27 protein-coding genes and 1 tRNA gene are annotated in these 25,383 nt (G+C 66.4%); 6 read left to right on the forward strand and 22 right to left on the reverse strand.

Annotated features, from left to right (window positions below):
- Positions 1-5: 5 nt before the first annotated feature.
- Positions 6-761 (reverse strand): hypothetical protein, encoded by a 756-nt coding sequence (locus BLR05_RS27080; RefSeq protein ID WP_244160061.1) that lies wholly within the window; start codon positions 759-761, stop codon positions 6-8.
- A 264-nt stretch (positions 762-1,025) separates the two neighbouring features.
- Here BLR05_RS27080 and BLR05_RS07310 point away from each other — a divergent pair, with 264 nt between their 5' ends.
- Positions 1,026-1,184, forward strand: a complete 159-nt coding sequence (locus tag BLR05_RS07310; RefSeq protein WP_082360482.1) for a DUF3309 family protein — start codon at positions 1,026-1,028, stop codon at positions 1,182-1,184.
- Positions 1,185-1,320: 136 nt separating this feature from the next.
- Here BLR05_RS07310 and BLR05_RS07315 read toward each other — a convergent pair.
- The 11 genes from BLR05_RS07315 to BLR05_RS07365 form a co-directional block, all read right to left on the reverse strand.
- Positions 1,321-1,397, reverse strand: a tRNA-Pro gene (locus tag BLR05_RS07315).
- 28 nt (positions 1,398-1,425) lie between these two features.
- Positions 1,426-1,818 carry a MerR family transcriptional regulator gene (locus tag BLR05_RS07320; RefSeq protein ID WP_092833249.1) on the reverse strand — a complete coding sequence of 131 codons (393 nt, stop codon included), beginning with the start codon at positions 1,816-1,818 and terminating at the stop codon, positions 1,426-1,428.
- A 72-nt stretch (positions 1,819-1,890) separates the two neighbouring features.
- The gene (locus BLR05_RS07325; protein WP_377778495.1) at positions 1,891-2,256 is read right to left on the reverse strand and encodes an integration host factor subunit alpha; all 366 of its coding nucleotides are present in this window, start codon (positions 2,254-2,256) and stop codon (positions 1,891-1,893) included.
- Positions 2,256-4,694, reverse strand: a complete 2,439-nt coding sequence (gene pheT / locus BLR05_RS07330) for a phenylalanine--tRNA ligase subunit beta (protein WP_092833251.1) — start codon at positions 4,692-4,694, stop codon at positions 2,256-2,258. Before pheT ends, BLR05_RS07325 begins: the two co-directional genes overlap by 1 nt.
- A gap of 72 nt (positions 4,695-4,766) precedes the next feature.
- The gene (gene pheS, locus BLR05_RS07335) at positions 4,767-5,819 is read right to left on the reverse strand and encodes a phenylalanine--tRNA ligase subunit alpha (RefSeq protein ID WP_092833253.1); all 1,053 of its coding nucleotides are present in this window, start codon (positions 5,817-5,819) and stop codon (positions 4,767-4,769) included.
- Between the two features lie 114 nt (positions 5,820-5,933).
- Positions 5,934-6,296 (reverse strand): 50S ribosomal protein L20, encoded by a 363-nt coding sequence (rplT, locus tag BLR05_RS07340; protein ID WP_011795945.1) that lies wholly within the window; start codon positions 6,294-6,296, stop codon positions 5,934-5,936.
- A gap of 24 nt (positions 6,297-6,320) precedes the next feature.
- The gene (gene rpmI / locus BLR05_RS07345; RefSeq protein WP_011795946.1) at positions 6,321-6,524 is read right to left on the reverse strand and encodes a 50S ribosomal protein L35; all 204 of its coding nucleotides are present in this window, start codon (positions 6,522-6,524) and stop codon (positions 6,321-6,323) included.
- 180 nt (positions 6,525-6,704) lie between these two features.
- Entirely contained in the window at positions 6,705-7,295 is a 591-nt protein-coding gene (gene infC, locus BLR05_RS07350) for a translation initiation factor IF-3 (protein WP_092833255.1), read from the reverse strand.
- Between the two features lie 87 nt (positions 7,296-7,382).
- Positions 7,383-9,302: a threonine--tRNA ligase gene (gene thrS / locus BLR05_RS07355; protein ID WP_092833257.1), complete on the reverse strand. Its 1,920-nt coding sequence runs from the start codon at positions 9,300-9,302 to the stop codon at positions 7,383-7,385.
- Between the two features lie 266 nt (positions 9,303-9,568).
- Complete coding sequence (gene aceA, locus BLR05_RS07360; RefSeq protein ID WP_092833445.1) at positions 9,569-10,888, reverse strand: isocitrate lyase; 1,320 nt, start codon at positions 10,886-10,888, stop codon at positions 9,569-9,571.
- A gap of 251 nt (positions 10,889-11,139) precedes the next feature.
- A complete protein-coding gene (locus tag BLR05_RS07365) occupies positions 11,140-11,568 on the reverse strand; it encodes a gamma-glutamylcyclotransferase family protein (protein WP_092833259.1) in 429 nt (142 codons plus the stop codon).
- 63 nt (positions 11,569-11,631) lie between these two features.
- Between BLR05_RS07365 and BLR05_RS07370 the strand changes: the two genes are divergently transcribed.
- Positions 11,632-12,591, forward strand: a complete 960-nt coding sequence (locus BLR05_RS07370; protein ID WP_092833261.1) for a DMT family transporter — start codon at positions 11,632-11,634, stop codon at positions 12,589-12,591.
- A gap of 22 nt (positions 12,592-12,613) precedes the next feature.
- Here the strand turns inward: BLR05_RS07370 and BLR05_RS07375 are convergent, their stop codons facing one another.
- Entirely contained in the window at positions 12,614-13,105 is a 492-nt protein-coding gene (locus BLR05_RS07375; RefSeq protein WP_092833263.1) for an Lrp/AsnC family transcriptional regulator, read from the reverse strand.
- A 93-nt stretch (positions 13,106-13,198) separates the two neighbouring features.
- Between BLR05_RS07375 and yedA the strand changes: the two genes are divergently transcribed.
- The 4 genes from yedA to BLR05_RS07395 all read left to right on the forward strand — a co-directional run bounded on the left by yedA (position 13,199) and on the right by BLR05_RS07395 (position 16,822).
- Positions 13,199-14,128 (forward strand): drug/metabolite exporter YedA, encoded by a 930-nt coding sequence (yedA, locus tag BLR05_RS07380; RefSeq protein ID WP_092833265.1) that lies wholly within the window; start codon positions 13,199-13,201, stop codon positions 14,126-14,128.
- A 225-nt stretch (positions 14,129-14,353) separates the two neighbouring features.
- Entirely contained in the window at positions 14,354-14,659 is a 306-nt protein-coding gene (locus BLR05_RS07385) for an SWIB/MDM2 domain-containing protein (RefSeq protein ID WP_092833267.1), read from the forward strand.
- 228 nt (positions 14,660-14,887) lie between these two features.
- Complete coding sequence (locus BLR05_RS07390) at positions 14,888-15,940, forward strand: extracellular solute-binding protein (protein ID WP_092833269.1); 1,053 nt, start codon at positions 14,888-14,890, stop codon at positions 15,938-15,940.
- Between the two features lie 123 nt (positions 15,941-16,063).
- A complete protein-coding gene (locus BLR05_RS07395; RefSeq protein WP_092833271.1) occupies positions 16,064-16,822 on the forward strand; it encodes a 3-hydroxyacyl-CoA dehydrogenase in 759 nt (252 codons plus the stop codon).
- 78 nt (positions 16,823-16,900) lie between these two features.
- Here BLR05_RS07395 and BLR05_RS07400 read toward each other — a convergent pair whose 3' ends face one another.
- The 9 genes from BLR05_RS07400 to BLR05_RS07440 form a co-directional block, all read right to left on the reverse strand.
- Positions 16,901-17,806: an SDR family oxidoreductase gene (locus BLR05_RS07400; protein ID WP_092833273.1), complete on the reverse strand. Its 906-nt coding sequence runs from the start codon at positions 17,804-17,806 to the stop codon at positions 16,901-16,903.
- Positions 17,803-18,759, reverse strand: coding sequence for a glutathione S-transferase family protein (locus BLR05_RS07405; protein WP_192883914.1), 957 nt, complete (start codon positions 18,757-18,759; stop codon positions 17,803-17,805). Before BLR05_RS07405 ends, BLR05_RS07400 begins: the two co-directional genes overlap by 4 nt.
- A 34-nt stretch (positions 18,760-18,793) precedes the next feature.
- Positions 18,794-19,264, reverse strand: coding sequence for a GNAT family N-acetyltransferase (locus tag BLR05_RS07410; RefSeq protein WP_092833275.1), 471 nt, complete (start codon positions 19,262-19,264; stop codon positions 18,794-18,796).
- On the reverse strand, positions 19,264-20,280 hold the full coding sequence (locus BLR05_RS07415; RefSeq protein WP_092833277.1) for an NADP-dependent oxidoreductase: 1,017 nt from the start codon (positions 20,278-20,280) through the stop codon (positions 19,264-19,266). The genes BLR05_RS07410 and BLR05_RS07415 overlap by 1 nt, the downstream gene beginning before the upstream one ends.
- A 47-nt stretch (positions 20,281-20,327) precedes the next feature.
- Positions 20,328-20,744 (reverse strand): PaaI family thioesterase, encoded by a 417-nt coding sequence (locus BLR05_RS07420; RefSeq protein ID WP_092833449.1) that lies wholly within the window; start codon positions 20,742-20,744, stop codon positions 20,328-20,330.
- A gap of 94 nt (positions 20,745-20,838) precedes the next feature.
- Positions 20,839-21,630 carry an SDR family oxidoreductase gene (locus BLR05_RS07425; protein WP_092833279.1) on the reverse strand — a complete coding sequence of 264 codons (792 nt, stop codon included), beginning with the start codon at positions 21,628-21,630 and terminating at the stop codon, positions 20,839-20,841.
- An 88-nt stretch (positions 21,631-21,718) separates the two neighbouring features.
- Positions 21,719-23,614 (reverse strand): acyl-CoA dehydrogenase, encoded by a 1,896-nt coding sequence (locus BLR05_RS07430; protein ID WP_092833281.1) that lies wholly within the window; start codon positions 23,612-23,614, stop codon positions 21,719-21,721.
- 109 nt (positions 23,615-23,723) lie between these two features.
- A complete protein-coding gene (locus BLR05_RS07435) occupies positions 23,724-24,188 on the reverse strand; it encodes a PaaI family thioesterase (protein WP_225979319.1) in 465 nt (154 codons plus the stop codon).
- Between the two features lie 7 nt (positions 24,189-24,195).
- A complete protein-coding gene (locus BLR05_RS07440; RefSeq protein ID WP_092833285.1) occupies positions 24,196-25,371 on the reverse strand; it encodes an acetyl-CoA C-acyltransferase in 1,176 nt (391 codons plus the stop codon).
- Between the last annotated feature and the right edge of the window lie 12 nt (positions 25,372-25,383).

The following is a 25,383-nucleotide window of genomic DNA, read 5'->3' on the forward strand; positions in this document are numbered from 1 at the left end:
AGGGGTCAGGTCACCAGGTCGGCCACGGCCTTGGCCATCGACTTGATCGCCTTGGCCAGGGCTTCCATGCTCTTGATGGTGAATTCGTTGAGCGCGGCCTGCATCTGCGCTCGCACGGATGCTTCGGTGAGCGCGTTCTGGTTCGCCATCTGCTGCTCCTGTGCCGTGATGGCCTTGCGTGCGGGTCCGTCTGCACGGTGCGGTGCATCTTCGCCGTCTTCCGGGTGATCGTCCCCATGTCCGAAATGCGGAGAGGACGGTGTCGGCGCGGTGTGAGGCATGGCGAACTCCGGACCGCCGGCATGCGGCAGGCCGCCCTCTGCCGCTGGAGGCATGTGCTCGTCCGCATGCCCATGGGATTCGTAGCTGGACGGTCGGGGGGTTTCGGGCGTCTCGCCAGCCCCGCCATGCGTTGGCGACCCTGCATGCAGCGTCGGTACCGTTGCGGGAAGATTTTGCCCCGGCGATAAAGCCGTTGCGCTTTCGGAGGTCTTCTCCTCACCAGCGGTCGTTGCCACTGCAGGCGTATCTGCCGGGTTTTCCGACGTGCGCTGCCGCTTGAACGGCGAACTGCCACCCAGGCTCGAAGGACTTGCGCGCAGCTGGCTGCGCGGCGGCAGTGCCTCGAGCCCGGCGCTGGATGCGGTGCGCTTGCGCGCAGTCAAACCCACCGGAGTTTCAGGGCCCTTGCGCGATTCGGGCCGCGGCTGCAGCGATGCGTCATCTGGAGCCTGAGACAACGGTGGGCGCAGGGCCGACAACGGGGACGAAAGAGCGCCGGTGGGTGGGTTCATGGGATGGAAGCAGTGAGTCTAGATTGCTCACCAGTGTGCGGGGCCCGAAGCATCGGGGCACGGCCGCAACGAAGCCGCACCCATGCGCGCGAAGGAAGGCGACCGCCTGCCGCGGCTGCGTCGATCCCCTCCTACGCCCGCGAGCGCTTCCGGCCTGCCGTCCCCGCCCTCGCCCGCCTCAACAATCCCTCACATCCAATCTCTCCACAACACACACGGAAGGGCAAAACCATGTCGATCTCCCTCATTCTGCTCATCATCCTGATCCTCATCCTGGTCGGCGTGCTGCCGACATGGGGCCACAGCCGCTCCTGGGGCTATGGGCCGAGCGGTGGCGTGGGACTGGTCGTGGTGATCCTCCTCATCCTGCTGCTGATGGGGCGCATCTGACGGCCTGAACGCCCGCGAGTCTCCCCTGTGAGGCTGGTATGGAAATGAAAAAGGTCCGGTGCGCTGCCCGGGCCTTCTTTTTTTGGCCCAAAGAAAAAAGGCCCAGCTTCTTTCAAAGCTGGGCCTCTCACATCAATGGTCGGCGTGGCGGGATTCGAACTCGCGACCCCTTGCACCCCATGCAAGTGCGCTACCAGGCTGCGCTACACGCCGACAAGACTTAGATTATAGGGGTAAAAATTCAGTGCCCGAACAAAAGTGCACGAATTTCCAATAATTCTTTGCGCACACCTTCCAGGGACAGGCGGCCATGCTCTTCCCCGGCACCTGCAATGCCCGCCGCAGCGGACGCTGCGATCTCTTCGCCTTCTCCCGCAATGTCCACTTCCTGCAGGCGGTTCCGGGCGCCACTGATCGTGAAGCCCTGGTCGTACAGCAACTCCCGTATGCGCCGGATCATCAGCACTTCATGGTGCTGGTAGTACCTGCGGTTGCCCCTGCGCTTCATCGGACGCAGTTGCGTGAACTCCTGTTCCCAGTAGCGCAGCACGTGGGGCTTGACCCCGCACAGCTCTGCAACTTCGCCGATGGTGAAGTACCTTTTCGCGGGGATGGAAGGAAGCGGCGTGCCCATGGGAGTGCGCAGGAAGGAAAAGCGGACGGCGGGAAGGGTACTTGAGGGTCGGGGAATGCGCTACCGCATCCGTCAGGCGGCGGACGACTCACCGTTCTGGATCTGCTCCTTCAGCTTGGTGCTGGCATGGAACGTGACCACGCGGCGCGCCTGGATCGGAATGGCTTCTCCCGTGCGGGGATTGCGCCCCGGACGAGGTGCCTTCGTGCGGATCTGGAAATTCCCGAAGCCGGAAATTTTCACGTCCTGCCCGTCCACCAGCCGCTGCGCGATCAGGTCGAAGAACGCGTCGATCATGTCCTTCGACTCGCGCTTGTTCAACCCGATCTGGTCGAACAGCAGCTCGGCAAGCTGTGCCTTGGTCAGCGCTGGCGTCTCCAGGCTCTCGACGGCCAGTTCCATGATGTCCGCGCCCTTGGAAGTGTTGGTCAAAGTCATCACCGCAGTCGCGCCCCCAGTTGCTGCTCCAGTTGCCGCAGCACGGCCTGCAGCGATTCGTCGATCTCCGCGTCGGTGAGTGCCGTCACGCCGTCGCCCAGGGCCAGCCGCACCGCGAAGCTCTTCTCCCCGGGAGCGAAGCCCGCCACGGTCTCGCCGTCCTTGCCGCGCTTGGGCCGGAACACGTCGAAGAGCACCGCCGAGCGCAAGCGCGTGGCAGGCAGCGCGCTACCGATCACGCGCATGGCGTCGGCATGGGTCGTCTGCTCGGACACGACAATGGCGATGTCGCGCTCCACGGCCTGCTGCTTGCCCACCGCAGCGAACCGCGGGACGTCGCGTGCCAGCACCGCGTCCAGTTCGAGCTCGAACAGCACCGGGGCCTGTGCGAAGTCCCATTGCTGGCGCCATTTGGGATGCAGCTCGCCAATGAAGCCGATGCTGCGCCCGTCCAGCAGTACGCGCGCGCAACGCCCCGGGTGCATCGCCGGATGCCCGGCAGGCTCGAACACGGCCTTGCGCGGGGCGAGCAGCGCTTCCACATCGCCCTTCACGTCGAAGAAGTCCACCGTATCGTCCTTGCGGCTCCATTGCAGCATCTCCGCCGCCCCATAAGCCGCTCCTGCGACCCGCATGGGCTGGCGGAAGCCTTCGACCGTGGTGTCGGAACCGGCAACGTCCGCATCGCGCAGGAAGACCCGGCCCAGCTCGAACACGCGCACCCGCGGAGCCTTGCGGTCGAGATTGAATTTCAGCACCTGCAGCAGCGATCCCAACAGCGACGAGCGCATGACGTTCATCTGGCTGGCGATGGGATTCAGCAGGCGGATGGGATCCGCGTTGCCCGCAAGCTCGCGCTCCCACTGCTCTTCCACGAAGCTGAAATTGATGGTTTCCTGGTACCCGAGGGCCGCCAGTTCCCGGCGCACCGCGAATGCGCTGCGGCGGTCTTCGCGCCGCAGCTTGGGCGTGATCGGGGCGAGGGGCGGCGTCTCAGGCAGCTGGCCGTAGCCCACGATGCGCACCACTTCCTCGATCAGGTCTTCCTCGATCGCGATGTCGAAACGGTAGGACGGCGGCGTGACCGTGAGCTGGTCGTTGCCCTCCTCCGGCTGCAATCCGAGCTTGCGCAGGGCATCGGCGCACTGCGCCAGCGTGAGCGGCATGCCGATCACCTTGGCGGCACGCTCGACCCGCAGCGTCACCGGCCGTGCCTGCGGCAGGTTCGGCGCCTGGTCGTCGATCGGGCCGCACACGGTCTCTGGCGTGCCGCAGATCTCCAGCACCAGTTGTGTGATGCGCTCGATATGCTCCACTGTCAGCCGGGGATCCACGCCGCGTTCGAAACGGTGGCCGGCATCGGTGGAGAAATTGAAGCGGCGCGACCGGCCCGCCACCGCCTTGGGCCACCAGAAGGCCGCCTCGATGTAGATGTGGCGCGTGCCGTCGGACACCGCGGTGGCGTCCCCGCCCATGATGCCGGCCAGCGATTCCACTTGCCGCTCATCGGCGATCACGCCGACCTGGCCATCGACTTCGACCGTGGCACCATTGAGCAGCGTCAGCGACTCGCCTTCGCGGCCCCAGCGCACGTCCAGCCCGCCATGGATCTTCTCCAGGTCGAAGATGTGCGAAGGCCGGCCCAGCTCGAACATCACATAGTTGGAGATGTCCACCAGCGGCGATACGCCGCGCTGGCCGCAGCGTGCGAGACGGTCCAGCATCCAGCGGGGCGTGGAGGCCATCGCATTGATGTGGCGCACCACGCGGCCGGAGAAACGGCCGCACAGGTCGGGCGCTTCGATCTTCACGGGCAGCACGTCGGTGGTGCCCGCCGGCGCAGCGGTGAACACGGGATCGCGCAGCGGCGCGCCCGTCAGCGCCGAGACCTCGCGCGCAACGCCGTACACGCTCAAGGCGTGGGCCAGGTTGGGCGTGAGCTTGAGCGTGAACAGTGTGTCGTCGAGCGCGAGGTGCTGGCGGATATCCTGCCCGACCGGCGCATCCGCCGGCAACTCGAACAGCCCTTCGTGGTCTTCCGAGAGCTTGAGCTCGCGCGCGGAACAGAGCATGCCCTGGCTTTCCACACCGCGGAGCTTGCCCACCTTGATGGCGAAGGGCTTGCCGTCCTCGCCCGGAGGCAGTTCGGCGCCCACCGTGGCGCACGGTACCTTGATGCCTACGCGCGCGTTGGCCGCGCCGCAGACGATGTTCAGCAGCGCGGGCTGGCCGACATCGACCTGGCACACCCGCAGCCGGTCGGCGTTGGGATGCTGCACCGCCCCCTTGATCTCGCCCACCACCACGCCGTGGAACGGTGGTGCGACAGGGGAGAGCTCCTCCACCTCCAGGCCCGCCATGGTGAGGGTTTCGGCCAGCTCTGCCGTGGACAGGGGCGGGTTGCAGAATTCGCGCAGCCAGGATTCAGAAAATTGCATAGTCGGTACAAAAGGAACGGCCGGCGCCGCAGAGGCAGGGCCCGCGCGGCGGAGTCGAAAAAGGGTCGGCGCTTATTGGAACTGCGAGAGGAAGCGGATATCTCCGTCGAAGAACAGGCGCAGGTCGTTCACGCCATAGCGGAGCATCGTCAACCGGTCGGGGCCCATGCCGAACGCGAAGCCGATGTACTTCTCGGGATCGAGTCCCATGTTGCGCACCACGTTGGGATGCACCTGCCCGGAACCCGCCACTTCCAGCCAGCGTCCCGCCAGCGGACCGTCCTGGAACTGGATGTCGATTTCGGCACTCGGCTCGGTGAACGGGAAGAAGCTCGGCCGGAACCGCAACACCAGGTCGTCGCTTTCGAAAAAGGTGCGGCAGAAGCCGGTGAACACGACCTTCAGGTCCTTGAAGCTGACGTTCTCGCCGATCCAGAGGCCTTCGCACTGGTGGAACATCGGGGAGTGCGTGGCGTCGCTATCCACCCGGTAGGTGCGGCCCGGCGCGATCACGCGAATCTCGGGCATGGGCTGGCCGGCGTCCAGCAGTGCCCGGTACTTCTTCACATGCTGGACGGCATGGCGGATCTGCATCGGGCTGGTGTGCGTGCGCAGCAGCAGCGGAGCGGACGCCGTGCCGCCTTCCACATAAAAGGTGTCGTGCATCGAGCGCGCCGGATGGTCCTCCGGCGTGTTCAATGCCGTGAAATTGAACCAGTCGGATTCGATTTCCGGACCATCCGCCACATCGAAGCCCATGGATCCGAAGATGCCCTCGATGCGCTCCAGGGTGAGCGAGACAGGGTGCAGGCCGCCCTGCCCCCGCTGGCGGCCTGGCAGCGTCACGTCGAGCGCCTCGGCCTGCAGCTGTGCCTGCAGTTCGGCATCGGCCAGGGCCTGGCGGCGCTCGTTGAGGGCCTGCTCGATGGCCTGCTTGGCCACGTTCACCGCGGCACCCCGGGACTTCTTCTCCTCGACAGGCAGTTGGGCCAGGCCCTTGAGGAGTTCGGTCACCCGCCCGGCCTTGCCCAGGAACTGGGCCTTGGCATTTTCCAGGTCGGTGGGCGTGGCCGCGTCCGCGAACATCCTGCGGGCAGCATCTACCAGGGAATCCAGCTCGTTCATACCAACTCTTTGTCGTCTTGGAGAAATAAACAAGGGCTAGCGCCTTTTCAAGCCCTAGCCCTTGCTGTTGTTGCGCAGGCAGCTACCCGGAGAGGATAGCTGCCGATCGTGAGATCAAGCGGCGGCCAGCTTGGCCTTGACTTGTTCCACGATGCTGCCGAAGGCAGCCTTGTCGTGCACCGCGAGGTCGGCCAGCATCTTGCGGTCGATCTCGATGGCAGCCTTCTTCAGGCCGTTCGTGAACTGGCTGTAGGTCAGGCCCAGTTCGCGGGAAGCGGCATTGATACGGGCGATCCACAGTTGGCGGAACACGCGCTTCTTGGTACGGCGGTCACGGTAGGCGTATTGGCCCGCCTTCATCACCGCCTGCTTGGCGATGCGGAAGACATTGCCGCGGCGGCCGCGGAAACCCTTGGAGAGGGCCAGGACTTTCTTGTGACGGGCGCGTGCCGTTACACCACGTTTGACGCGAGGCATGTGTGTACTCCTTGTTCGTCTGAATCAGAGGCCGGCAAAGGGCAGCATCTGTGCCATGTGACCCATGTTGGTCTCATGGACGGACACGGCACCACGCAGGTGACGCTTGTTCTTGGTGGTCTTCTTGGTCAGGATGTGACGCTTGAAGGCTTGACCGCGCTTGACGGTGCCACCGGGACGAACGCGGAAACGCTTTTTCGCGCTGCTCTTGGTCTTCATTTTGGGCATTTCAATGCTCCTTTTTGTCGTGCTCGCGAGGCGTTTGCAGACCCATCCGCAAACTTGCAGGCCCCGAGCCACTTCTTTTGCGGCATCCAGCGGGATGCCGCGGCCGGGTGAAACACCCTGGCCATGCCCCGGAAGCACTCGCGTGCTCCCGGGAACATTCCTTCAAAACAGGCCCACCGATCAGGTGGACGCTGCGGCCCCTTCCGCTGCCGGCTTGGCGGCAGGCTTGCGCTTGCCGGGGGCGATCATCATGATCATCTGCCGCCCTTCGAGCTTCGGGAACTGCTCGATCAGGATGGTGTCGCCCAGATCGTCGCGGATGCGGTTGAGCAGGGCCAGACCGATTTCCTGGTGGGTGATTTCCCGACCGCGGAAACGCAGCGTGATCTTGCACTTGTCGCCTTCGGCGAGGAAGCGGCGGATGTTGCGCAGCTTGATGTTGTAGTCGCCATCGTCCGTGCCCGGACGGAATTTGACTTCCTTGATTTCGATGACCGTCTGCTTGGCCTTGGCCTCGGCCGCGCGCTTCTGCTCTTGGTACTTGAACTTTCCATAGTCCACAAGGCGGCACACGGGAGGGTTGGCAGTAGCGGCAATCTCCACCAGGTCCACATCCAGCTCGCCCGCCATGCGGAGGGCTTCCATGAGGCTGACCACCCCGAGCGGCTCATTCTCCGGCCCGGAGAGGCGTACCTCGGGAGCCATGATTTCACGGTTCAGGCGGTGCTTGCGCTCCTCGCGCTGGCGACGGTCACGAAATTCAGTAGCGATGGCTGTATTCCTTCAATCAACAAGCCACGAAAAATGTGGCGATACACCGCAGCACGGCGGGATCTCTGCGGCGTACCCGACAATCCATCAGACCTTGTTGGCGATGTCCTGCCCGATCAGGGAAATGAAGGCCTCCAGCGGCATCACCCCCAGATCACGGTTACCCCGCGCCCGCACGGCAACGGCTCCAGCCGCCTTCTCCTTGTCGCCCACGACGAGGATATAGGGCAGCTTTTGCAACGAATGCTCTCGTATTTTATACGTAATCTTTTCGTTGCGCAGATCCAGTTCCACCCTAAGGCCTTGATTCGGCAGCGCTTTTTGGAGCTTTGCGGCAATTTCGCGACAGTAGTCGTCCTGCGCGCCGGTAATGTTGAGCACCGCCACCTGCACCGGGGCCAGCCAGACGGGCAGTGCGCCCGCATGCTGCTCGATCAGGATGCCGATGAAACGCTCGAGGCTGCCGACGATGGCGCGGTGCAGCACGATGGGACGATGGCGCTGGCCATCCTCGCCCACGTATTCCGCCCCCAGGCGCTCCGGCATGGACGGGTCCACCTGGATGGTGCCGCACTGCCAGTGGCGGCCGATCGCGTCGCGCAGCGTGTACTCGAGCTTCGGACCGTAGAACGCGCCGTCGCCCACCGCGATCTGGTAGTCGCAGCCCGAGGCCTTCAGGCTCTCGATGAGGGCATTCTCGGCCTTGTCCCAGCTCTCTTCGGAGCCGATGCGCTTTTCCGGGCGCGTCGCCACCTTGTAGATGATGTCGGTGAAGCCGAAATCCTTGTACACCTTCTGCAGCAGGGCCGTGAAGTTGATGCACTCCTGCTGGATCTGGTCTTCGGTACAGAAGATGTGCCCGTCGTCCTGCGTGAAGGCGCGCACGCGCATGATGCCGTGCAGGCCGCCCGTGGGTTCGTTGCGATGGCACTGGCCGAACTCGCCGTACCGCAGCGGCAGGTCGCGGTAGCTCTTCACGCCCTGGTTGAAGATCAGGATGTGGCCGGGGCAGTTCATCGGCTTGAGGGCATAGTCGTGCTTCTCGCTCTCCGTGGTGAACATGTTCTCGCGGTACTTGTCCCAGTGGCCCGTCTTCTCCCAGAGGTGCTTGTCGAGGATCTGGGGCCCCTTGACTTCCTGGTAGCCGTTGTCGCGATAGACCTGGCGCATGTACTGCTCCACGCCCTGCCAGATCGTCCAGCCCTTCGGGTGCCAGAAAACCGTGCCGGGAGAGTGCTCGTCGATGTGGAACAGGTCGAGCTCGCGGCCGAGGCGGCGGTGGTCGCGCTTTTCCGCTTCCTCGATGCGCTTGATGTACGCCTCCAGGTCTTTCTTGTCCGCCCAGGCGGTGCCGTAGATGCGCTGCAGCTGCTCGTTCTTGGCATCGCCGCGCCAGTAGGCGCCGGAGACGCGCGTGAGCTTGAACACCTTCAGGAAGCGCGTGTTCGGCACGTGCGGGCCGCGGCACATGTCCACGTATTCCTGGTGGTAATACAGGCCCATGGCCTTCTCGTCGGGCATGTCCTCCACGAGGCGCAGCTTGTATTCCTCGCCGCGCTCGCGGAAGACCTGGATCACTTCGTCGCGGGGCGTCATCTTCTTGACGACGTCGTAGTCCTGCGCGATGAGCTCCTTCATGCGCTGCTCGATCGCCGCGAGGTCTTCGGGCGTGAAGGGGCGCTCATAGGCGATGTCGTAGTAGAAGCCTTCCTCGATCACCGGGCCGATCACCATCTTCGCCGTCGGGTAGAGCTGCTTGACGGCGTGTCCCACCAGGTGGGCGCAGGAGTGGCGGATGATTTCCACGCCCTCCTGGTCGCGCGGAGTGATGATCTGTAGGCGCGCATCGTGGTCGATCACGTCGCTGGCGTCCACCAGGCGGCCATCGACCTTTCCGGCCACGGTCATTTTGGCGAGCCCCGGCCCGATGGACTGGGCCACTTCGGCGACGGAGACAGGGCCGGCGTATTCGCGTTGGGAGTTGTCGGGAAGCGTGATCCGGATCATGTGCTGGAGCCTTGGTTCGACGGGAGGATGGCGCGAGAAAAGAGAAGGCGAAAAAAAACGCGGAACGATGTCCGCGCTTTTTCGGGGGTGCAGGCAACAGTGAGTGACGTGCAGGCGCGAACATGCAGCCTAGCGGCTGCTGGAGGAGGTCTCCGTAGTTCGCGGTGTCATAACCGTCATGCCTTTCTCGCCCTTGCAAATGGTTGATGCAGGCATTCTAACCCGTGCCCGCAGGCAGGCCGCAAGGGCCCGCCCGCGGCAGCTGGTCAATGGAACTGCTCTTCTTCGGTGGAGCCGGTCAGCGCGGTCACGCTGGACTTTCCGCCCTGGATCACGGTGGTCACCTCGTCGAAGTAGCCCGTGCCCACCTCCTGCTGGTGCGACACGAAGGTGTAGCCGCGCTCGCGGGCCGCGAATTCGGGCTCCTGCACCTTTTCCACATAGGCGGACATGCCGCGCTTCACGTAGTCCTGCGCCAGATCGAACATGTTGAACCACATGCTGTGGATGCCGGCCAGCGTGATGAACTGGTACTTGTAGCCCATGGCGCCCAGTTCGCGCTGGAACTTGGCGATGGTCGCGTCGTCGAGGTTCTTCTTCCAGTTGAACGACGGCGAGCAGTTGTATGCGAGCAGCTTGCCGGGGTGCCTGGCGTGCACGGCCTCGGCGAACTTGCGGGCAAATTCCAGGTCCGGCGTGCCGGTTTCACACCAGACGAGGTCGGCATAGTCTGCATAGGCCACTGCGCGGCTGATGGCCTGGTCGATGCCCTTGCGGGTCTTGTAGAAGCCTTCGGCCGTGCGCTCACCCGTCAGGAAGGGCTTGTCGTTCTCGTCGTAGTCGCTGGTGATGAGGTCAGCGGCTTCGGCATCGGTCCGGGCAATGACCAGGGTGGGCACGCCGTACACGTCGGCGGCCATGCGCGCAGCGATGAGCTTCTGCACCGCCTCTTGCGTGGGCACCAGCACCTTGCCGCCCATGTGGCCGCACTTCTTGACCGAAGCGAGCTGGTCTTCGAAGTGCACGCCGGCGGCACCTGCACGGATCATGGCCTTCATCAGCTCATAGGCGTTCAGCACGCCGCCGAAGCCGGCCTCGGCATCGGCCACGATCGGGGCGTGGTAGTCGATGAAGCCCGCATCTCCGGGATTCACGCCCTTGGCCCACTGGATCTCGTCGGCCCGGGTGAAGCTGTTGTTGATGCGCTCCACGACCTTGGGCACGGAATCCACGGGGTACAGGGACTGGTCGGGATACATCGCGGCGTACTCGTTGTTGTCGGCCGCCACCTGCCAGCCGGACAGGTAGATCGCCTTGATGCCGGCCTTGACCTGCTGCATGGCCTGGCCGCCGGTCAGCGCGCCGAGGCAGTTCACATAGGGCTCGTTGTGGACGAGGTTCCAGAGCTTTTCCGCGCCGCGGCGCGCCAGCGTGTGCTCGACCTGGAAGGAGCCGCGGAGCCGCACGACATCGGCGGCGCTGTAGCCGCGCTTGATCCCCTTCCAGCGGGGGTTCTGGGCCCAGTCTTTTTCCAGGGCGGCGATTTGCTGTTCACGGCTCAGTTGCTCATTGAAGGTTTGGGGCATGGTCATCTCCAGGAAGTGGGGTGAAAACGCAAATGGCGGTGTGTGCCGTCCTTGGAGACAACTTTAGGTCTTGTAGAAGACCTACGCAAGCTCTTATGTCTTATATAAGACATAAAATTTTACCTTGAAAATCAATGACTTATCAGATAAGTTTCGCATCAAGAAATGCATTTTCTCGTATTGAGAAATTATGCGGCACCGCAGCATTTCGACTTTTCACAATGCGGCATGGGCATTTCACGGGCGAAATTTCAGCGCGCAGCCATCCAGTCGCCGTGCAGAAGCCGCGGCGCGCCGCGCAGAAAAGCCGGCGAAATCTCGTACACCAGGCAGGTCAGCTGTGCCCCGCCCTCCTTCAGGCGCACCACCACGTCCCGCTTGACGTATTCGCCGGACGGATCCGGCCAGACTTCCTCGATCCGGTCCAGGCAGCGCTCCAGGGCGGGGGTGATCGCATAGACCTCGCCCAGCACGGGCACGCGCCCGTCCCCTTCCGATGCGGGGCCGGTCAGCGCGATACCCGGGTAGGCGCCGAGGTCGTAGAGAACGCCGGGAACCGCCGCAGTGCCGACGGGGACGGGTGGCGGATCGAGCCGGGTGATGTCGTTGCTCCCTCCGCGGCGCAGGGTGCCATAGACGAACACGTGGCGCGCGGAATCGGCGTGCGGCGGCTGAGGCATGATGCGTGGTCCTAGAAATCAGCGTCGGCCCTGCAGTCTATCGATCCGGGCCGCGATCGCCGCATGCCCAGCCGCCCAGTCGCCTACTTTTGCCTTGCCCTCAGCATGACCCTGGTGGGCAGTTACGTCGCACTCTCCAAGCCCTTGTCCCAGGCGCTGCCGATTTTCCTGCTGGCATGGATGCGGTTCGGGATCGGTGGCCTGGGCATGGTGTCATGGCTGCGCAAGCCGGCCAACGAGCCTCCCATGTCCCCGCAGGTGCGCCGCCTGCTGTTCCTGGAATCGTTCCTGGGCAATTTCCTGTTCACACTGTGCATGATTTCCGGCGTCGGGCTGACCAGCGCGGTCACCGCGGGGGTCACCATGGCAGGCATTCCGGCGGCGGTGGCGGTGATGAGCTGGTTCTTCCTGAAGGAACGGGTGCCGCGCCGCACCTGGGCCGCCGTGGCCCTCGCCGTGCTGGGCATCGCGCTGTTTTCCCTGGCCCAGCCGGGGGGTGGTGCGCATGCGGAGACCGCCGCGCAGGGCGGCGGCCCACCCCGCCACCTCGCCTGGCTCGGGCAGTTGCTGTTGATCGGCGCCGTGATCTGCGAGGCCGCCTACTCGGTGATCGGCAAGAAGCTCACGGGCACGCTGGGCCCGCGCCGCATCACGGCGCTGATCAATCTGTGGGGATTCCTGCTCGCTACGCCGATGGGGCTGTATGCGGCGCTGCAGTTCGATTTCTCGTCGCTGAGGCCCGGTATGTGGCTGCTGCTGGTGTTCTATGCGCTGGCCGCCAGCGTGTGGACCGTCTGGCTGTGGATGACCGGCCTGAAGGTCGTGCCCGCCGCGCAGGGAGGTGTCTTCACCGTGATGCTGCCCGTGAGCGCTGCGCTGGTCGGCGTGGTGGTGCTGGGCGAACGGTTCACTCCGCTGCAACTCGTGGCTTTCGGGATCGCGGTGGCGAGTGTGGTGCTGGCCACCCTGCCCGGACACCGCAGGTTGCCGGCGGCCGGAGGGCAGGCGCCACCGCAGGCATGAATTCGGGCCCGGCGGTGCGGGTTCAGCGGCCGGTGACCTTGCGGATGGGCGGCTTGATGCTGTCGCGCCGGGCAGGCAGGACCGGCGCATTCTCGCGCGGTGCGTTGAGCACGATGCAGGTGGAGGTTTCTGCCAGCAGGCAGAACGCGGTCACGACGGCGTCGAGATGGCTGACATCGATGACCGCGATCTCCAGGATCCAGCTGTCGTCGCCCGTGACGTTGTAGGCATTGACCACTTCGGGTGTCTGCTCGATGAGCCGCACGACACGCGCGTATTCCGCGCGCCCCACGCGGATGATGGCGCGGATGCCGTAGCCCAGGGCGGCATAGTCCACCCTGGCGCCATAGCCCCGGATGATGCCGGCAGCCTCGAGCTTGCGCACCCGCTCGGTGACGGCAGGCTGGCTGAGGTGGACCTGCCGCCCCAGTTCGGCCATGGTGATGCGGCCGTCCTGCTGCAGGGCCGCGAGAATGCGCGCGTCGTAGCCGTCGATATCGGTCTTTTCGGTCATCCAGGCATTTGGCCATGAAAATGCTGGAGAAGCAGCCTATCAACCTTGGAATTACCCTGTCGTCCGGATGGTGGCCTTCATAGGATATGGGGCATGTCCACGACCTCCGCTCCATCCTTGTCCCCCCTGTCGCGCATGCCCGCGGGCATCGTGCTGGCCCTGCTGTGCTGCTATGTGGTCTGGGGTTCCACCTACCTGGCGATCCGCGTGGCGCTAAAGAGCTTCCCGCCGTTTTTCCAGATGGGTTCGCGGTTCCTGGCGGCGGGTGCGCTGCTGGCGACATTCATGGCATGGCGGGGCCGCAGGGCCGGGGTCACCGCCCTGCTCCCCACGGCGCGGCAATGGCGCAATGCTTTCATCGTGGGCACGCTGATGCTCGGGGCCGGAATGGGCCTCATCGCCACGGCCAGCATGCACGTGGGCTCCGGACTGATCGCTACGTGCGTTGCCTCCGTGCCGCTGATGGTCACCGGCTGGGGGCTGTTCTGGGGCCGCCGCCCCGGTGCATGGGAACTGGCCGGAGTGTGCATCGGCGCGCTGGGCGTGGCACTGCTGATGCGCGGGGAAAGCTTTTCCGCGGCCCCGGCCAGCATCGTCTGCGCACTGGTGTCCACGGCCTGCTGGTCGCTCGGTTCGGTGCTCTCCACCACGCGCCTGCCGCTGGCGCCCGGGCCGATGGGGTTCGCCAGCGAGATGCTGTGCGGCGGGGCAGTGCTCATGGCGGTTTCCTGCGCCCTGGGCGAGCGCCCCGCCTGGCCCCCGGGCGCCGCAGCGCTCGCCGCGTGGGGGTATCTGGTGGTGTTCGGTTCCCTTGTCGCCTTCAGCGCCTATCTCCACCTGCTGGCCCATGCCAGCCCGGCGCTGGCTTCGAGCTATGCCTTCGTGAACCCCGCTGTGGCGCTGGCCCTGGGCAGCGCGGCGGCCGGCGAAGCGATTTCCGCCCGCGAGGGATGGGCCTGCGCGGTGATCCTGCTCGCCGTGGGCATGATCCTGCTGGGCCAGCGCCGTGCACGGAACCGGTAGCCAACGGGCAGACAGGCCGCCGAGCCGAAAGGACGTGCCACAGGCCTTGATTTTCCGCACCTCGAAACGCACGCGGCGTCGGACGGCCGGGTCGCAACAACTGGAGGCAAAAAAACGCGTGCTTCCCTTGGAAAGGCGTTTTTTTGCCATTAGCATTCGCCCAACCAGTAAACAGCAGGTTTTCGCTGGTCACCGCTATTTCACTCCCAACAAGGAAAAACCAACATGGCAACTGCAAAAAAAGCCCCGGCTGCCGACAAGGCCGCGGCGCCTGCCAAGAAGCGCACCCCCAATGCCGCCTTCATGAAGGCCCTGACGCCGAGCCCGGCGCTCGCGGCCGTGGTCGGCTCGGATCCGCTGCCCCGCACGGAGATCATCAGCAAGCTGTGGGTCTACATCAAGGCCAACAACCTGCAGGACGCCGCCAACAAGCGCATGATCAATGCCGACGCGAAGCTGAAGGAAGTGTTCGGCAAGCCGCAGGTCTCCATGTTCGAGATGGCCGGCCTGATCGGCAAGCACGTGAAGTGACGTGCAGCGGTCCCGCACGGGGCTGCAGGCGGCCGGCTTACGATCGCACTCCATGAAAAAGCCGGCACTGCCGGCTTTTTCTTTGCCTGAACGGCGGAGCACCCTTGCCGGCCGCGCAATGCCATCGTCTGGCGCCGGTCTTTATCGCGAATGATTCGCGTCTGGCCTATCATTCGCGCTCTTCCGGGACCTTCGTCCACCCACCATCACGAGAGAGAGAACCACTGCATGCGCACCCGCATCCTGAGCTTCATCGCATCCGCCAGCCTGCTGTCCATCGCCGGCACGGCGTTCGCCCAGGAACAGGTCGTGAACCTGTACTCGGCACGCCACTACGCCACGGACGAGGCGCTCTACAGCGGGTTCACGCAGGCCACCGGCATCAAGATCAACCGCGTGGATGCGGATGACGCAGGGATCATGGCGCGCCTGAAGGCCGAAGGCTCCGCATCCCCGGCCGACGTGATCCTTCTGGTGGATGCGGCGCGCCTGTACCGCGGCGAGACGGACGGCCTCTTCCTGCCGATTAGGTCCAAGGCCCTGGAAGACGCCATTCCCGCGAACCTGCGTGCACGTCCGGCAGCGGATGGCGGCATCGCCTGGTTCGGCCTGTCCACCCGCGCACGCGTCATCGTCTACAACAAGGCGAAGGTGAACAAGGACGACGTGGATACCTACGAAGAGCTGGGGGATCCGAAGAACAAGGGCAGGATCTGCATCCGCTCGGGCTCGCACCCCTACAACCTGAGCCTGTTCGGCGCTGTGACGGAGCACCTGGGCGAACAGAAGGCCGAAGCCTGGCTCAAGGGCGTGGTCGCCAACCTCGCGCGCCCCCCGAAGGGTGGCGATACCGACCAGATCCGCGCCGTGGCGGCGGGCGAATGCGACATCGCCGTCACCAACAGCTACTACCTGGCCCGCATCATGCGGTCGGACAAGCCCGAGGACCAGGACGTGGCCAGCAAGGTGGCGGTGGTGTTCCCCAACCAGCAGTCGTGGGGCACGCACATGAACATCGCGGGCGGCGCCGTGGCGCGGTATTCGAAGAACCAGGCCAACGCGGTCAAATTCCTCGAGTACCTGGCGAGCCCCACGGCCCAGAACTACTTCGCGAACGGCAACAACGAATGGCCTGCGACCAAGGGTGTGGTTTCGGAGAATCCCGCGCTGCGCGCCATGACCGGCGGCCAGCCGTTCAAGAGCGAAACGATCCCGATCAGCGCCGTGGGCGAGCACATGCCCAAGGTGCAGCAGATGCTGGACCGGGTGGGATTCAAGTAAGCCACGCCTGCTCCGCCTTCTGCGAAAGCCCGGCACTGCCGGGCTTTCGCGCATATGGCGCGGCCGTTTCCTGATTCATAATTGACGTTTACGTCAACGTCAAACCACCAAGGAGACAGTTCCATGGAGATCCAGGGCAAGGTATTCATCGTCACGGGCGGCGCGTCGGGCCTGGGCGAAGGCACGGCACGCATGCTCGCCGCCTCGGGCGGGCGCGTGGTCATCGCGGACATGCAGGCGGACAAGGGTGAAGCCGTGGCACGCGATATCGGCGGCACGCTCGTGCGCTGCGACGTGACGAGCGAGGCCGACGGCCAGGCAGTGGTGGCGCAGGCCGTGGCGCAGGGCAAGCTGATGGGACTGGTCAACTGCGCCGGCATCGCCCCCGCCGAGAAGACGGTTGGCAAGAACGGCGCCCATGGACTGGCGCTGTTTGCCAAAACGGTGACAGTGAACCTGATCGGCAGCTTCAACATGATCCGCCTCGCGGCCGAGGCCATGTCCCGCAACGAACCCGAGTCCACCGGCGAGCGCGGCGTGCTGATTTCCACGGCCAGCGTCGCCGCGTATGACGGCCAGATCGGCCAGGCGGCCTATTCCGCCTCGAAGGGCGGCATCGTGGGGATGACGCTGCCCATCGCGCGCGACCTGGCGCGCAACGGCATCCGCAACATGACGATCGCGCCCGGCATCTTCGGCACGCCGATGCTGTTCAGCATGCCGCAGGAGGTGCAGGACGCGCTGGCGGCGGGTGTGCCCTTCCCCAGCCGCCTCGGCACGCCGGAAGACTATGCCCGGCTGGCCCGCCACATCTTCGAGAACGACATGCTCAACGGCGAGGTGATCCGGCTGGACGGCGCCATCCGGCTCGCTCCGCGCTGAAGGGGTTGCGCGCCGCCTGGCCGCGGTACCCCGTTGCCCATGCTCCGGCCCCCGCCAGGGCACGACACGTTGCGGGTGTCAGGCCGATGCGCGCAACTGCTCGCGCAGGCGCTGGCCGATGTCGGGGCGCTCCAGGAACGGGTCCGGCGGGTTGCTCACTCCGACGATGCTTTCCATGCGGCTTTGCACGTTGCCGAGGGCCTGGGGGTGGCTGAAGAGGTAGAAGCGGTTGGCGGAGATGCCGTCGAACACCATCTGGGCCACCTCGGCGGCGGTGACCTTGCCGCTGCCCACGGCCTTGTCGGTCATGGCCTGGCCGATGAGCTGGCTGCGCGTGGGCGGTGTGGCCGGCGCATCCGGTCGGTTGCGCTCGCTGCGGCCGATGCCGGTGGGCACGAAGTACGGGCAGAGCACGCTGGCGCCGATCTGGTCCGTTACCAGAGCCAAATCCTGGTACAGGGTTTCGGTGAGGCTCACCACGGCGTGCTTGCTCACGTTGTAGATGCCCATGTTCGGGGGCGTGAGCAGGCCGGCCATGCTGGCGGTGTTGACGATGTGGCCGCGCCAGGATGAATCCTGCCGCGCGGCATCGAGCATCATGGGGGTGAAGAGGCGCACGCCGTGCACCACGCCCATGAGGTTCACGCCGAGCACCCAGTTCCAGTCGGCGACGGTGCTCTCCCAGACCAGGCCACCGGCACCCACGCCGGCATTGTTGAAGACGAAATGCGGTGCGCCGAAGCGTTCCCGGACATCGGACGCAAGGCGCTCCATCTGCGCGGCGTCGGAGACGTCCACCCGCCTGGCCAGCACATCGGCACCGGCGGCCCGGACCTCGGCCTCGGCCTGGTCCAGCGCGTCCTGCTGCACATCCACCAGCACGAGGCGCATGCCGCGCCGCGCGCCGATGCGGGCGCATTCGAGCCCGAATCCCGATCCCGCGCCGGTGAGCACGGCGGTCTTGCCCTGGAAATCTTCGATCATGGTGCGTTTGTCTCCGTGGAAGTGAGCGTGTAGCCGATGCGCGGGAAATGCACGTGGAGCAGGCCCGCGCGCGGGTCGGTGCGCGCCAGCGTGTAGCGCGTGCGGGTGGCGGCGACGAGGCGGCCTTCGGTCGGTTCGGTGCCGAAGCTATCGGCGGCGATCGACACATGCGCGCCCAGCGGTATGCCGTGCTCGTCCTGGAAGACGTCGTCCACGAGCGGCAGCGGCTCGGCACCGGCGGCCACCGCGATGGCATCCTGGGCGCTGAATTTCTCCATGCGGCCATGGCCGATGGCGGCGATGCGGTCCATCCACTCCAGCACGGCGGGGGTGGCCTTGAAGATCCCGGCCATCACCGGGACGCATTGCCGGGTGAACCACAGCGGGTGGTAGGCCGCGAAATCGGCCACGCAGGGTTCTGCGCCGAAGAGATAGTCGTGCTCCTCGACCATGTGGGCGATGCGCCGCAGGTAGGAGCGGTAGGCGGCCGTGGCGTCCTGCGGGCGCAGGCGGTTCATGCCGGCGCTCATGGCCTTGCGGTCGGCGCCGAAGGCCTGGGCGGCCGTGGGCGGCAGGTTGGCGAACAGCTCCGCCGCCCCCCGCGGCTGGAGGTTGTAGGCCATGGCGGCCCAGAACAGGGTCGTATCCGACCATTGCGCGAACACGCGGGACACGCCCTTGAGGGCCAGGGGGTACAGCACCGGCTCGGGCTGCAGGTGTTCCAGAACGTCGCAGATGAGGGCAGTATCACAGTAGATGTCGGCGCCGACCTGCAGGAACGGCGTGCGGCGGTATCCGCCCGTGAGCGCCACCACGTCGGGCTTGGGCGCGATGCTCGGAACGATCACCGACTTCCAGGCCAGTTGCTTGAAGCCGAGCGCGAGCCGGATCTTTTCCGAGAACGGCGACGAGGGATAGTGGTGCAGGATGGGTTCGGGCAGGGACGGGGCCATGGCTTCTCCTGGTGGGTTTCCGGGCAGGTGCAGGTTACGCCGGAGCGGAGGCCGGCGTCCACAGCATCTCGATGTGGGGAATGCCGTCCTCCAGGTACTCGGGCGAGGCCGCGGCGAAGCCGGCTTCGCCGTAGAAGCGCTGCAGGTGGGCCTGGGCGCTGATGCGCACCGCCCTGCCCGGCCATGCGGCCGCGCAGCGCGCGAGGCCTTCCCGCACGAGCAGGCGGCCGGCCCCCGTGCCGCGGGCTTCGGGCGCGGTGACCACGCGGCCGATGGCCGGCTCGGCGTACTTCAGGCCGGGATCGACTGCGCGCAGGTAGGCCAGCAGGCGCCCTGCCCCGTCGCGCCCGAGCAGATGCCAGGCACTTTTGTCGTACTCGTCGGGATCCTGGTACGGCCCCTGCTCCAGGATGAACACGCGGCAGCGCAGGGCGAGCGCGTCGTGCAGCGCATGCACGCCCAGATCGTCGAAGCGGGACCAGTGCCAGAGCAGGGACGCGGCCATCAGACCAGCTTGACCAGCTGCTTGCCGAAGTTCCTGCCCTTGAGCAGGCCCAGGAAGGCTTCCGGCGCGGCGGCGATGCCCTGCGCGACCGTCTCGCGCGGACGCAGCTTGCCGGAGCCGACGAGCCCGCCCAGCTCCTTGAGGGCCTCGGGCCAGATCTCCATGTGCTCGCTGACGATGAAGCCCTGGACCTTCATGCGGTTGATGAGGATGAGGGCGGGGTTCTGCAGCGGCAGGGGCTGGCCGTCGTAGCCGGCGATCAGGCCGCACACGGCCACGCGCGCGAAGGCATTGGCGCGCAGCAGCACGGCGTCGAGGATGTAGCCCCCGACATTCTCGAAGTAGCCGTCGATGCCCTGCGGGCAGGCCTCCTTCAGGGCCTTGGACATGCTCCTGAGGTCGCCGTGCTCGCGGTGGTCGATGCAGGCGTCGAAGCCCAGTTCCTCGGTCACGTAGCGGCACTTGTCCGGGCCGCCGGCGATGCCCACCACGCGGCAGCCGCGCGCCTTGGCGAGGGCGCCGAAGGCGCTGCCCACCGCGCCCGATGCCGCGCTGACCACCATGGTCTCGCCGGCCTGGGGTTCGATGATCTTCACGAGGCCGTACCAGGCGGTCACGCCGGGCATGCCCACCGCGCCGAGGTAGTGCGATAGCGGCACGTGGGTGGTGTCCACCTTGCGCAGCATGCCGGGCGCGTTGCCGTCCACCACGCCCCACTCCTGCCAGCCGCCCATCCCGACGACCTTGTCGCCGACGGAGAACCTGGGGTGGCGGCTCTCCGCCACTTCGCCGACGGTGCCGCCGATCATGACTTCGCCCAGGGGCTGGGACGCGGCATAGCTCTTGCTGTCGTTCATGCGGCCGCGCATGTACGGATCCAGGCTCAGGTAATGGTGGCGCACGAGCACCTGGCCGTCCTGCAGCGCGGGCGTATCGGTGGCGACGAGCTTGAAGTTGCCGGTGGTGGCCTCGCCCTGCGGGCGGTTGTCCAGGAGGATCTGCTGGTTGCGTGGCATGGGGGTATCTCCTTTTTTTCGGTGAACGGATGGACGTGGAAAACGGATCAGTCGGTGGGGACCGATGCCGCGGGCTGCGCGGGCCGTTTCATGTACTTGAAGGTGCCGGTGGCATGGCTGCACAGGCGGCCCTCGGCGTCGTAGATGCTGGCTTCCGTGAACGCGAGCGCGGTGGTGCGGTGCAGGAGCCGGCCGCGCGCCACCAGCGGTCCGCGGGCCGCCTGCATGAAGCTGGTCTTCATCTCGATGGTGACCACGCCGATGTCGGGCGGCACGTCGCTGCGGGCCGCCGTGGCCATGGCGACATCCATGAGGGTCATGGTGGCGCCGCCATGGGTGACGCCGAAGGAATTCAGGTGGTCCGGCTGCGCGGTGTAGTGCAGTTCGGATTCTCCACCCTGCATGTGGTGCAGGGTGAAGCCGAGGTGGCTGACAAAGGGGATTTCGGCGCCGAAGCTCAACACGGGGAACACTCCATCAGGATCAGGGGAAGCCGCCAGCATAGCGAACGCCGCCGGCGCGACGAAGCCGGCGCGGTGCGCTGTGCGCGGTGCGGCCTCAGCCCCCGGTCACCACGCTGACGCCGCCATCGACGGCCACCCACTGGCCGGTGATGTGCTTGCCGGCGTCCGAGGCGTAGAGCAGGCACAGGCCCTTGAGGTCTTCCTCGTCGCCCAGGCGGCGCAGCGGCGCGTGCTCGGCCATCTTCTGCTCTCCCAGGGTCTCGATGAGCACCGAAGCCATCCTGGTCTTGAAGAAGCCCGGGCAGATGGCGTTCACGTTGATGCCGTGCACGCCCCACTCCGCCGCCAGCGCGCGCGTGAAATTGATCACTGCGCCCTTGGAGGTGTTGTAGGCGATGGTCTTCATCTGGATGGGGTTGCCGCCCAGCCCGGCGATGGAAGCCACGTTGATGATGCGGCCGCTGCGGCGCGGGATCATGCTGTGCTTGGCGATGGCCTGCGACAGAAGGAAGTAGCCGCGCACGTTGAGGTTCATGACCTTGTCCCACGCCGCGGTGGGATGGTCCTCGGCGGGAGCGCCCCAGCTGGCGCCCGCGTTGTTCACGAGGATGTCGATGTCGCCCATGCGCTGCAGCGTTTCCTGCGCGAGCCGCTGGATGTCGGCCTCCTGCCCGCAGTCGGCGGCGACCCACCGCGCATCGATGCCGGCGGCCTGCAGCGTGGCAGCAGATTCCTCGAGGTCGGCGGCCTTGCGCGATGTCAGCATGATCCTGGCGCCCGCCTCGCCCAGCGCCTGGGCCAGTTGCAGCCCGAGGCCGCGCGAGCCGCCGGTGACGAGGGCGGTCTTGCCGGAAAGATCGAAAAGTTGCTGGACCGTGCGGGTCATGGATTGGTCTCCTTATGGGTGTCCGGGATGGGATCTGCGGGCATTGTGGGGGGCCGGAACGCGGCGGCTTGTCGCCTGCGTGATCGGATCAGAACGCGTCCTCGGGCATCTCGGAGCAGGTCATGTCGCGGGTGCGGACGACGCTCAGCCAGGCGCCGATCTTCGGCAGTTCATAGCGGAAGAAATAGCGCATGGCGCCCAGCCGGCCGGCATCGTCGGCCGCCAGGGATGGTGCAGACGCCGCATCGCGGGCAAGCACGGCGACCGCGATGTCCAGCCATATCCACGCCAGCACCATGTGCCCGGCCGCCTGCATGTAGGGCACGGCATTGGCCAGCGCCTCGGCCGGTTCTCCAGTGGCCCAGGCCGCCTTGGTGGCCGCGCCGACTTCGGCCAGTGCGCGGGCCAGCTCATTGGCATGCGCCGCGAGTTCGGGCCGCTCCATGGCGCACTGGATGGTGGCGTTCACGCGCCCCGCGAGCAGCTGCAGGCCGCGGCCGCCCTCCATGACCACCTTGCGGCCCAGCAGGTCCATCGCCTGGATGCCGTGGGTACCTTCGTGGATCATGTTGAGGCGGTTGTCGCGCCAGTACTGCTCCACCGGGAAATCGCGCGTGTAGCCGTAGCCACCGTGGATCTGGATGGCCAGGGAGTTGGCCTCCAGGCACCATTCGCTGGGCCAGCTCTTGGCGATGGGCGTGAGCACTTCCAGCAGCAGCCGCGCCTCGTCGGCGGCTTCGGGGGTGCCGGTGTGCTGCTCGTCCACGAGGCGCGCGCAGTAGAGGTTGAGGGCCAGGGCGCCTTCGCCGTAGCTCTTCTGCGCCAGCAGCATGCGGCGGATGTCGGCATGCTCGATGAGGCGCACGGGCGGCGCCGAGGCGTCCTTGCCGGCCTTGCCGTCACCCCCTGCCGAGCGCGGCACGATCGGCCGTCCCTGGGTGCGGTCCTTGGCATATTGCAGGCTCGCGCGGTAGCCGGCCAGGCCGAGCATGGTGGCGGCCATGCCGATGCCGATGCGTGCCTCGTTCATCATGTGGAACATGCACTTCAGGCCGTCCCCCGGCCCGCCCACCCGATAGCCGATGGCGCCCGCGCCGCGGCCGTCCAGACCGCCCGGCCCCTGCCCCGCCCGCACGGGGTACGTGCCCTCTCCGAAATTGAGCAGCGTGTTGGTGGTGCCGCGCCAGCCGAGCTTGTGATTGAGGCCTGCCAGGGCCACGTCGTTGCGCTCGCCGGTGACTTGCCCGGAGCGGTCCACCAGGTGCTTGGGTACGATGAAGAGCGAGATGCCTTTCACGCCGGGCACCGGGCGGCCGTCCGGCCCGGGGATCTTGGCCAGCACGAGGTGGACGATGTTCTCGGTCATCTCGTGGTCGCCGGAGGAAATCCACATCTTGTTGCCGGCAAGGCGGTAGCGCGGGCCGAGCGGGTCGGACTCGGAATCGTCCCCGTCGGGCACGGCGCGCGTGGCGATGTCGGAGAGCGAGGAGCCTGCCTGGGGCTCGGAGAGGCACATGGTGCCGGACCAGCGGCCATTGAATTCGTTGAACGCGAAGACTTCGCGCTGCGCCTCGGTGCCGTGCACCATGAGCAGGTTGGCGTTGCCGACGGTGAGCAGGTTGGAGCCGATGCTGATCGACGCTTCCGCGAAGAAGCTGTTGGCCGCGGATTCCAGGGTGTAGGGCAGCTGCATGCCGCCGATGGCGTAGTCCTGGGCGGCGCTCAGCATGCCGGATTCGGCGTAGGCCTTGCGGGCCTCGTTCGTGGCGCGGGGCAGCACGACGCGCCCGCCTTCCACGCGCGGCTCTTCGGTGTCCACGAGGCGGTTGAACGGGGCGTATTTCTCGCGGGCGATGCGCTCGCAGGTATCCAGCACGGCATCGAAGGTTTCACGCGAATGGTCGGCGAATCGCTCCCGCTGCGTGAGCGCGGCGGCATCGAGCCAGTCGTGGAGCAGGAAGTCGAGGGTGGAACGCAATGGCATGGACGCATTTCCGCAGGAGACAGCCGTGCCCGCACTAGGGGCGATGGCCGGAACAACGAAGGTGGGCGCGCCCCACCGGACCCGCCGGTGCGGCGCTCGGGACGGTGGGTCAGCCGCCGGGTGCGGGGGGCAGCGTGGCGATGGTGCCCTGCGCCGCGGCGCAGAGCTTCTCCACTCCGTCCGCGACCGCATAGACCTCGCACCGGCACACGGCCTGCGTCCGTCCGCAATGCAGCGTCTCCGCCCGGGCAACCAGCGACTCGCCGCGGGCGGGGCGCAGGTAGTTGACCTTGAGCTCGGAAGTGACCACCGGCCCCCGCAGCGCCGCGCCGCCCGCGTAGGTAAGCGCGTTGTCGGCCAGGTAGCTCACCACGCCGCCGTGCACGAAGCCGTGCTGCTGCAGCAGCTGCGGCGTGACGGGCAGGCGCAACTCGCAGCGCGACGGAGAGAAGGCTGTCAGTTCGGCACCCAGCAGCTGGCTGAAAGGCTGCCGGGCCAGCACATCGCGGCCGTAGGCGAGCCATTCGGCATCGCTGCGCGGCATGGCCGCCGCCTCTTCCGGGCTCCTGGACATGGCGCGCTCAGAACACTTCGAACACGCCGGCAGCACCCATGCCGCCGCCGATGCACATCGTGACGCAGACGCGCTTGGCACCGCGGCGGCGGCCCTCGATGAGCGCATGGCCCGTGAGGCGCTGGCCGCTCACGCCATAGGGATGGCCCAGGGCGATCGCGCCGCCGTTCACGTTCAGGCGGTCGGCCGGGATGCCGAGTTTGTCGCGGCAATACAGCACCTGCACGGCGAAGGCCTCGTTCAGCTCCCACAGGTCGATGTCCTGCACCGTCAGGCCCAGCTTCTTGAGCACCTTGGGCACCGCGAACACCGGGCCGATGCCCATCTCGTCGGGTTCGCAGCCTGCCACGGCGAAGCCGAGGAAGCGGCCCAGGGGCTTGAGGCCCTTGCGGCTCGCGTAGTCTTCGCTCGTGATGACGCAGGCTCCGGCGCCGTCGGAGAACTGGCTCGCGTTGCCGGCCGAAATCACGCCACCGGGCAGCGCGGGCTTGATGCCGGCGATGCCTTCCTTGGTGGTGCCTTCGCGCGTGCCCTCGTCCTTGGCGACCGTGACCTGCTTCGTGATCAGGCCCAGGGTCTTGTCGGCCACGCCCGCCGTGACGGTGATGGGAGCGATCTCGTCGTCGAACTTGCCGGCGGCCTGCGCGGCGCAGGCCTTCTGCTGGCTGGCTGCGCCGTATTCATCCATCGCGTCGCGATCGATGTGGTAGCGCTTGGCGACCTGTTCGGCGGTCTCCAGCATGCTCCAGTAGATCTCGGGCTTGGCCTTGGCGAGTTCGATGTCGCGCAGCATGTGCAGGTTCATCTCCTGCTGCACGCACGAGATGCTCTCGACGCCGCCGGCGACGAACACTTCGGCCTCGCCCGCGATGACGCGCTGCGCGGCCATCGCGATGGTCTGCAGGCCCGAGGAGCAGAAGCGGTTGACGGTCATGCCCGAGGTGGTGACAGGCAGGCCGGCGCGCAACGCGATCTGGCGCGCGATGTTGGCGCCCGTCGCACCCTCGGGATTGGCGCAGCCCATGATGACGTCATCGACTTCGGCGCCATCGATGCCCGCGCGCTGGACGGCGTGCTGCACGGCATGGCCGCCGAGCGTGGCGCCGTGGGTCATGTTGAAGGAGCCCTTCCAGCTCTTGGCGAGCGGCGTGCGGGCGGTGGAAACGATCACTGCGGAGGTCATGTGCGGATTCCC

It is taken from the genome of Paracidovorax cattleyae, assembly GCF_900104515.1.
In the GTDB taxonomy this organism is placed as follows: domain Bacteria; phylum Pseudomonadota; class Gammaproteobacteria; order Burkholderiales; family Burkholderiaceae_C; genus Paracidovorax; species Paracidovorax cattleyae.

Coding starts and splice junctions, on each gene's coding strand:
- BLR05_RS07310 (WP_082360482.1), top strand. CDS start 1,026: ATGTCGATCTCCCTCATTCTGCTCATCATCCTGATCCTCATCCTGGTC.
- BLR05_RS07320 (WP_092833249.1), bottom strand. CDS start 1,818: ATGGGCACGCCGCTTCCTTCCATCCCCGCGAAAAGGTACTTCACCATC.
- BLR05_RS07325 (WP_377778495.1), bottom strand. CDS start 2,256: ATGACTTTGACCAACACTTCCAAGGGCGCGGACATCATGGAACTGGCC.
- pheT (WP_092833251.1), bottom strand. CDS start 4,694: ATGCAATTTTCTGAATCCTGGCTGCGCGAATTCTGCAACCCGCCCCTG.
- pheS (WP_092833253.1), bottom strand. CDS start 5,819: ATGAACGAGCTGGATTCCCTGGTAGATGCTGCCCGCAGGATGTTCGCG.
- rplT (WP_011795945.1), bottom strand. CDS start 6,296: ATGCCTCGCGTCAAACGTGGTGTAACGGCACGCGCCCGTCACAAGAAA.
- rpmI (WP_011795946.1), bottom strand. CDS start 6,524: ATGCCCAAAATGAAGACCAAGAGCAGCGCGAAAAAGCGTTTCCGCGTT.
- thrS (WP_092833257.1), bottom strand. CDS start 9,302: ATGATCCGGATCACGCTTCCCGACAACTCCCAACGCGAATACGCCGGC.
- aceA (WP_092833445.1), bottom strand. CDS start 10,888: ATGCCCCAAACCTTCAATGAGCAACTGAGCCGTGAACAGCAAATCGCC.
- BLR05_RS07365 (WP_092833259.1), bottom strand. CDS start 11,568: ATGCCTCAGCCGCCGCACGCCGATTCCGCGCGCCACGTGTTCGTCTAT.
- BLR05_RS07370 (WP_092833261.1), top strand. CDS start 11,632: ATGCCCAGCCGCCCAGTCGCCTACTTTTGCCTTGCCCTCAGCATGACC.
- BLR05_RS07375 (WP_092833263.1), bottom strand. CDS start 13,105: ATGACCGAAAAGACCGATATCGACGGCTACGACGCGCGCATTCTCGCG.
- yedA (WP_092833265.1), top strand. CDS start 13,199: ATGTCCACGACCTCCGCTCCATCCTTGTCCCCCCTGTCGCGCATGCCC.
- BLR05_RS07385 (WP_092833267.1), top strand. CDS start 14,354: ATGGCAACTGCAAAAAAAGCCCCGGCTGCCGACAAGGCCGCGGCGCCT.
- BLR05_RS07390 (WP_092833269.1), top strand. CDS start 14,888: ATGCGCACCCGCATCCTGAGCTTCATCGCATCCGCCAGCCTGCTGTCC.
- BLR05_RS07395 (WP_092833271.1), top strand. CDS start 16,064: ATGGAGATCCAGGGCAAGGTATTCATCGTCACGGGCGGCGCGTCGGGC.
- BLR05_RS07400 (WP_092833273.1), bottom strand. CDS start 17,806: ATGATCGAAGATTTCCAGGGCAAGACCGCCGTGCTCACCGGCGCGGGA.
- BLR05_RS07405 (WP_192883914.1), bottom strand. CDS start 18,759: ATGGCCCCGTCCCTGCCCGAACCCATCCTGCACCACTATCCCTCGTCG.
- BLR05_RS07410 (WP_092833275.1), bottom strand. CDS start 19,264: ATGGCCGCGTCCCTGCTCTGGCACTGGTCCCGCTTCGACGATCTGGGC.
- BLR05_RS07415 (WP_092833277.1), bottom strand. CDS start 20,280: ATGCCACGCAACCAGCAGATCCTCCTGGACAACCGCCCGCAGGGCGAG.
- BLR05_RS07425 (WP_092833279.1), bottom strand. CDS start 21,630: ATGACCCGCACGGTCCAGCAACTTTTCGATCTTTCCGGCAAGACCGCC.
- BLR05_RS07430 (WP_092833281.1), bottom strand. CDS start 23,614: ATGCCATTGCGTTCCACCCTCGACTTCCTGCTCCACGACTGGCTCGAT.
- BLR05_RS07435 (WP_225979319.1), bottom strand. CDS start 24,188: ATGTCCAGGAGCCCGGAAGAGGCGGCGGCCATGCCGCGCAGCGATGCC.
- BLR05_RS07440 (WP_092833285.1), bottom strand. CDS start 25,371: ATGACCTCCGCAGTGATCGTTTCCACCGCCCGCACGCCGCTCGCCAAG.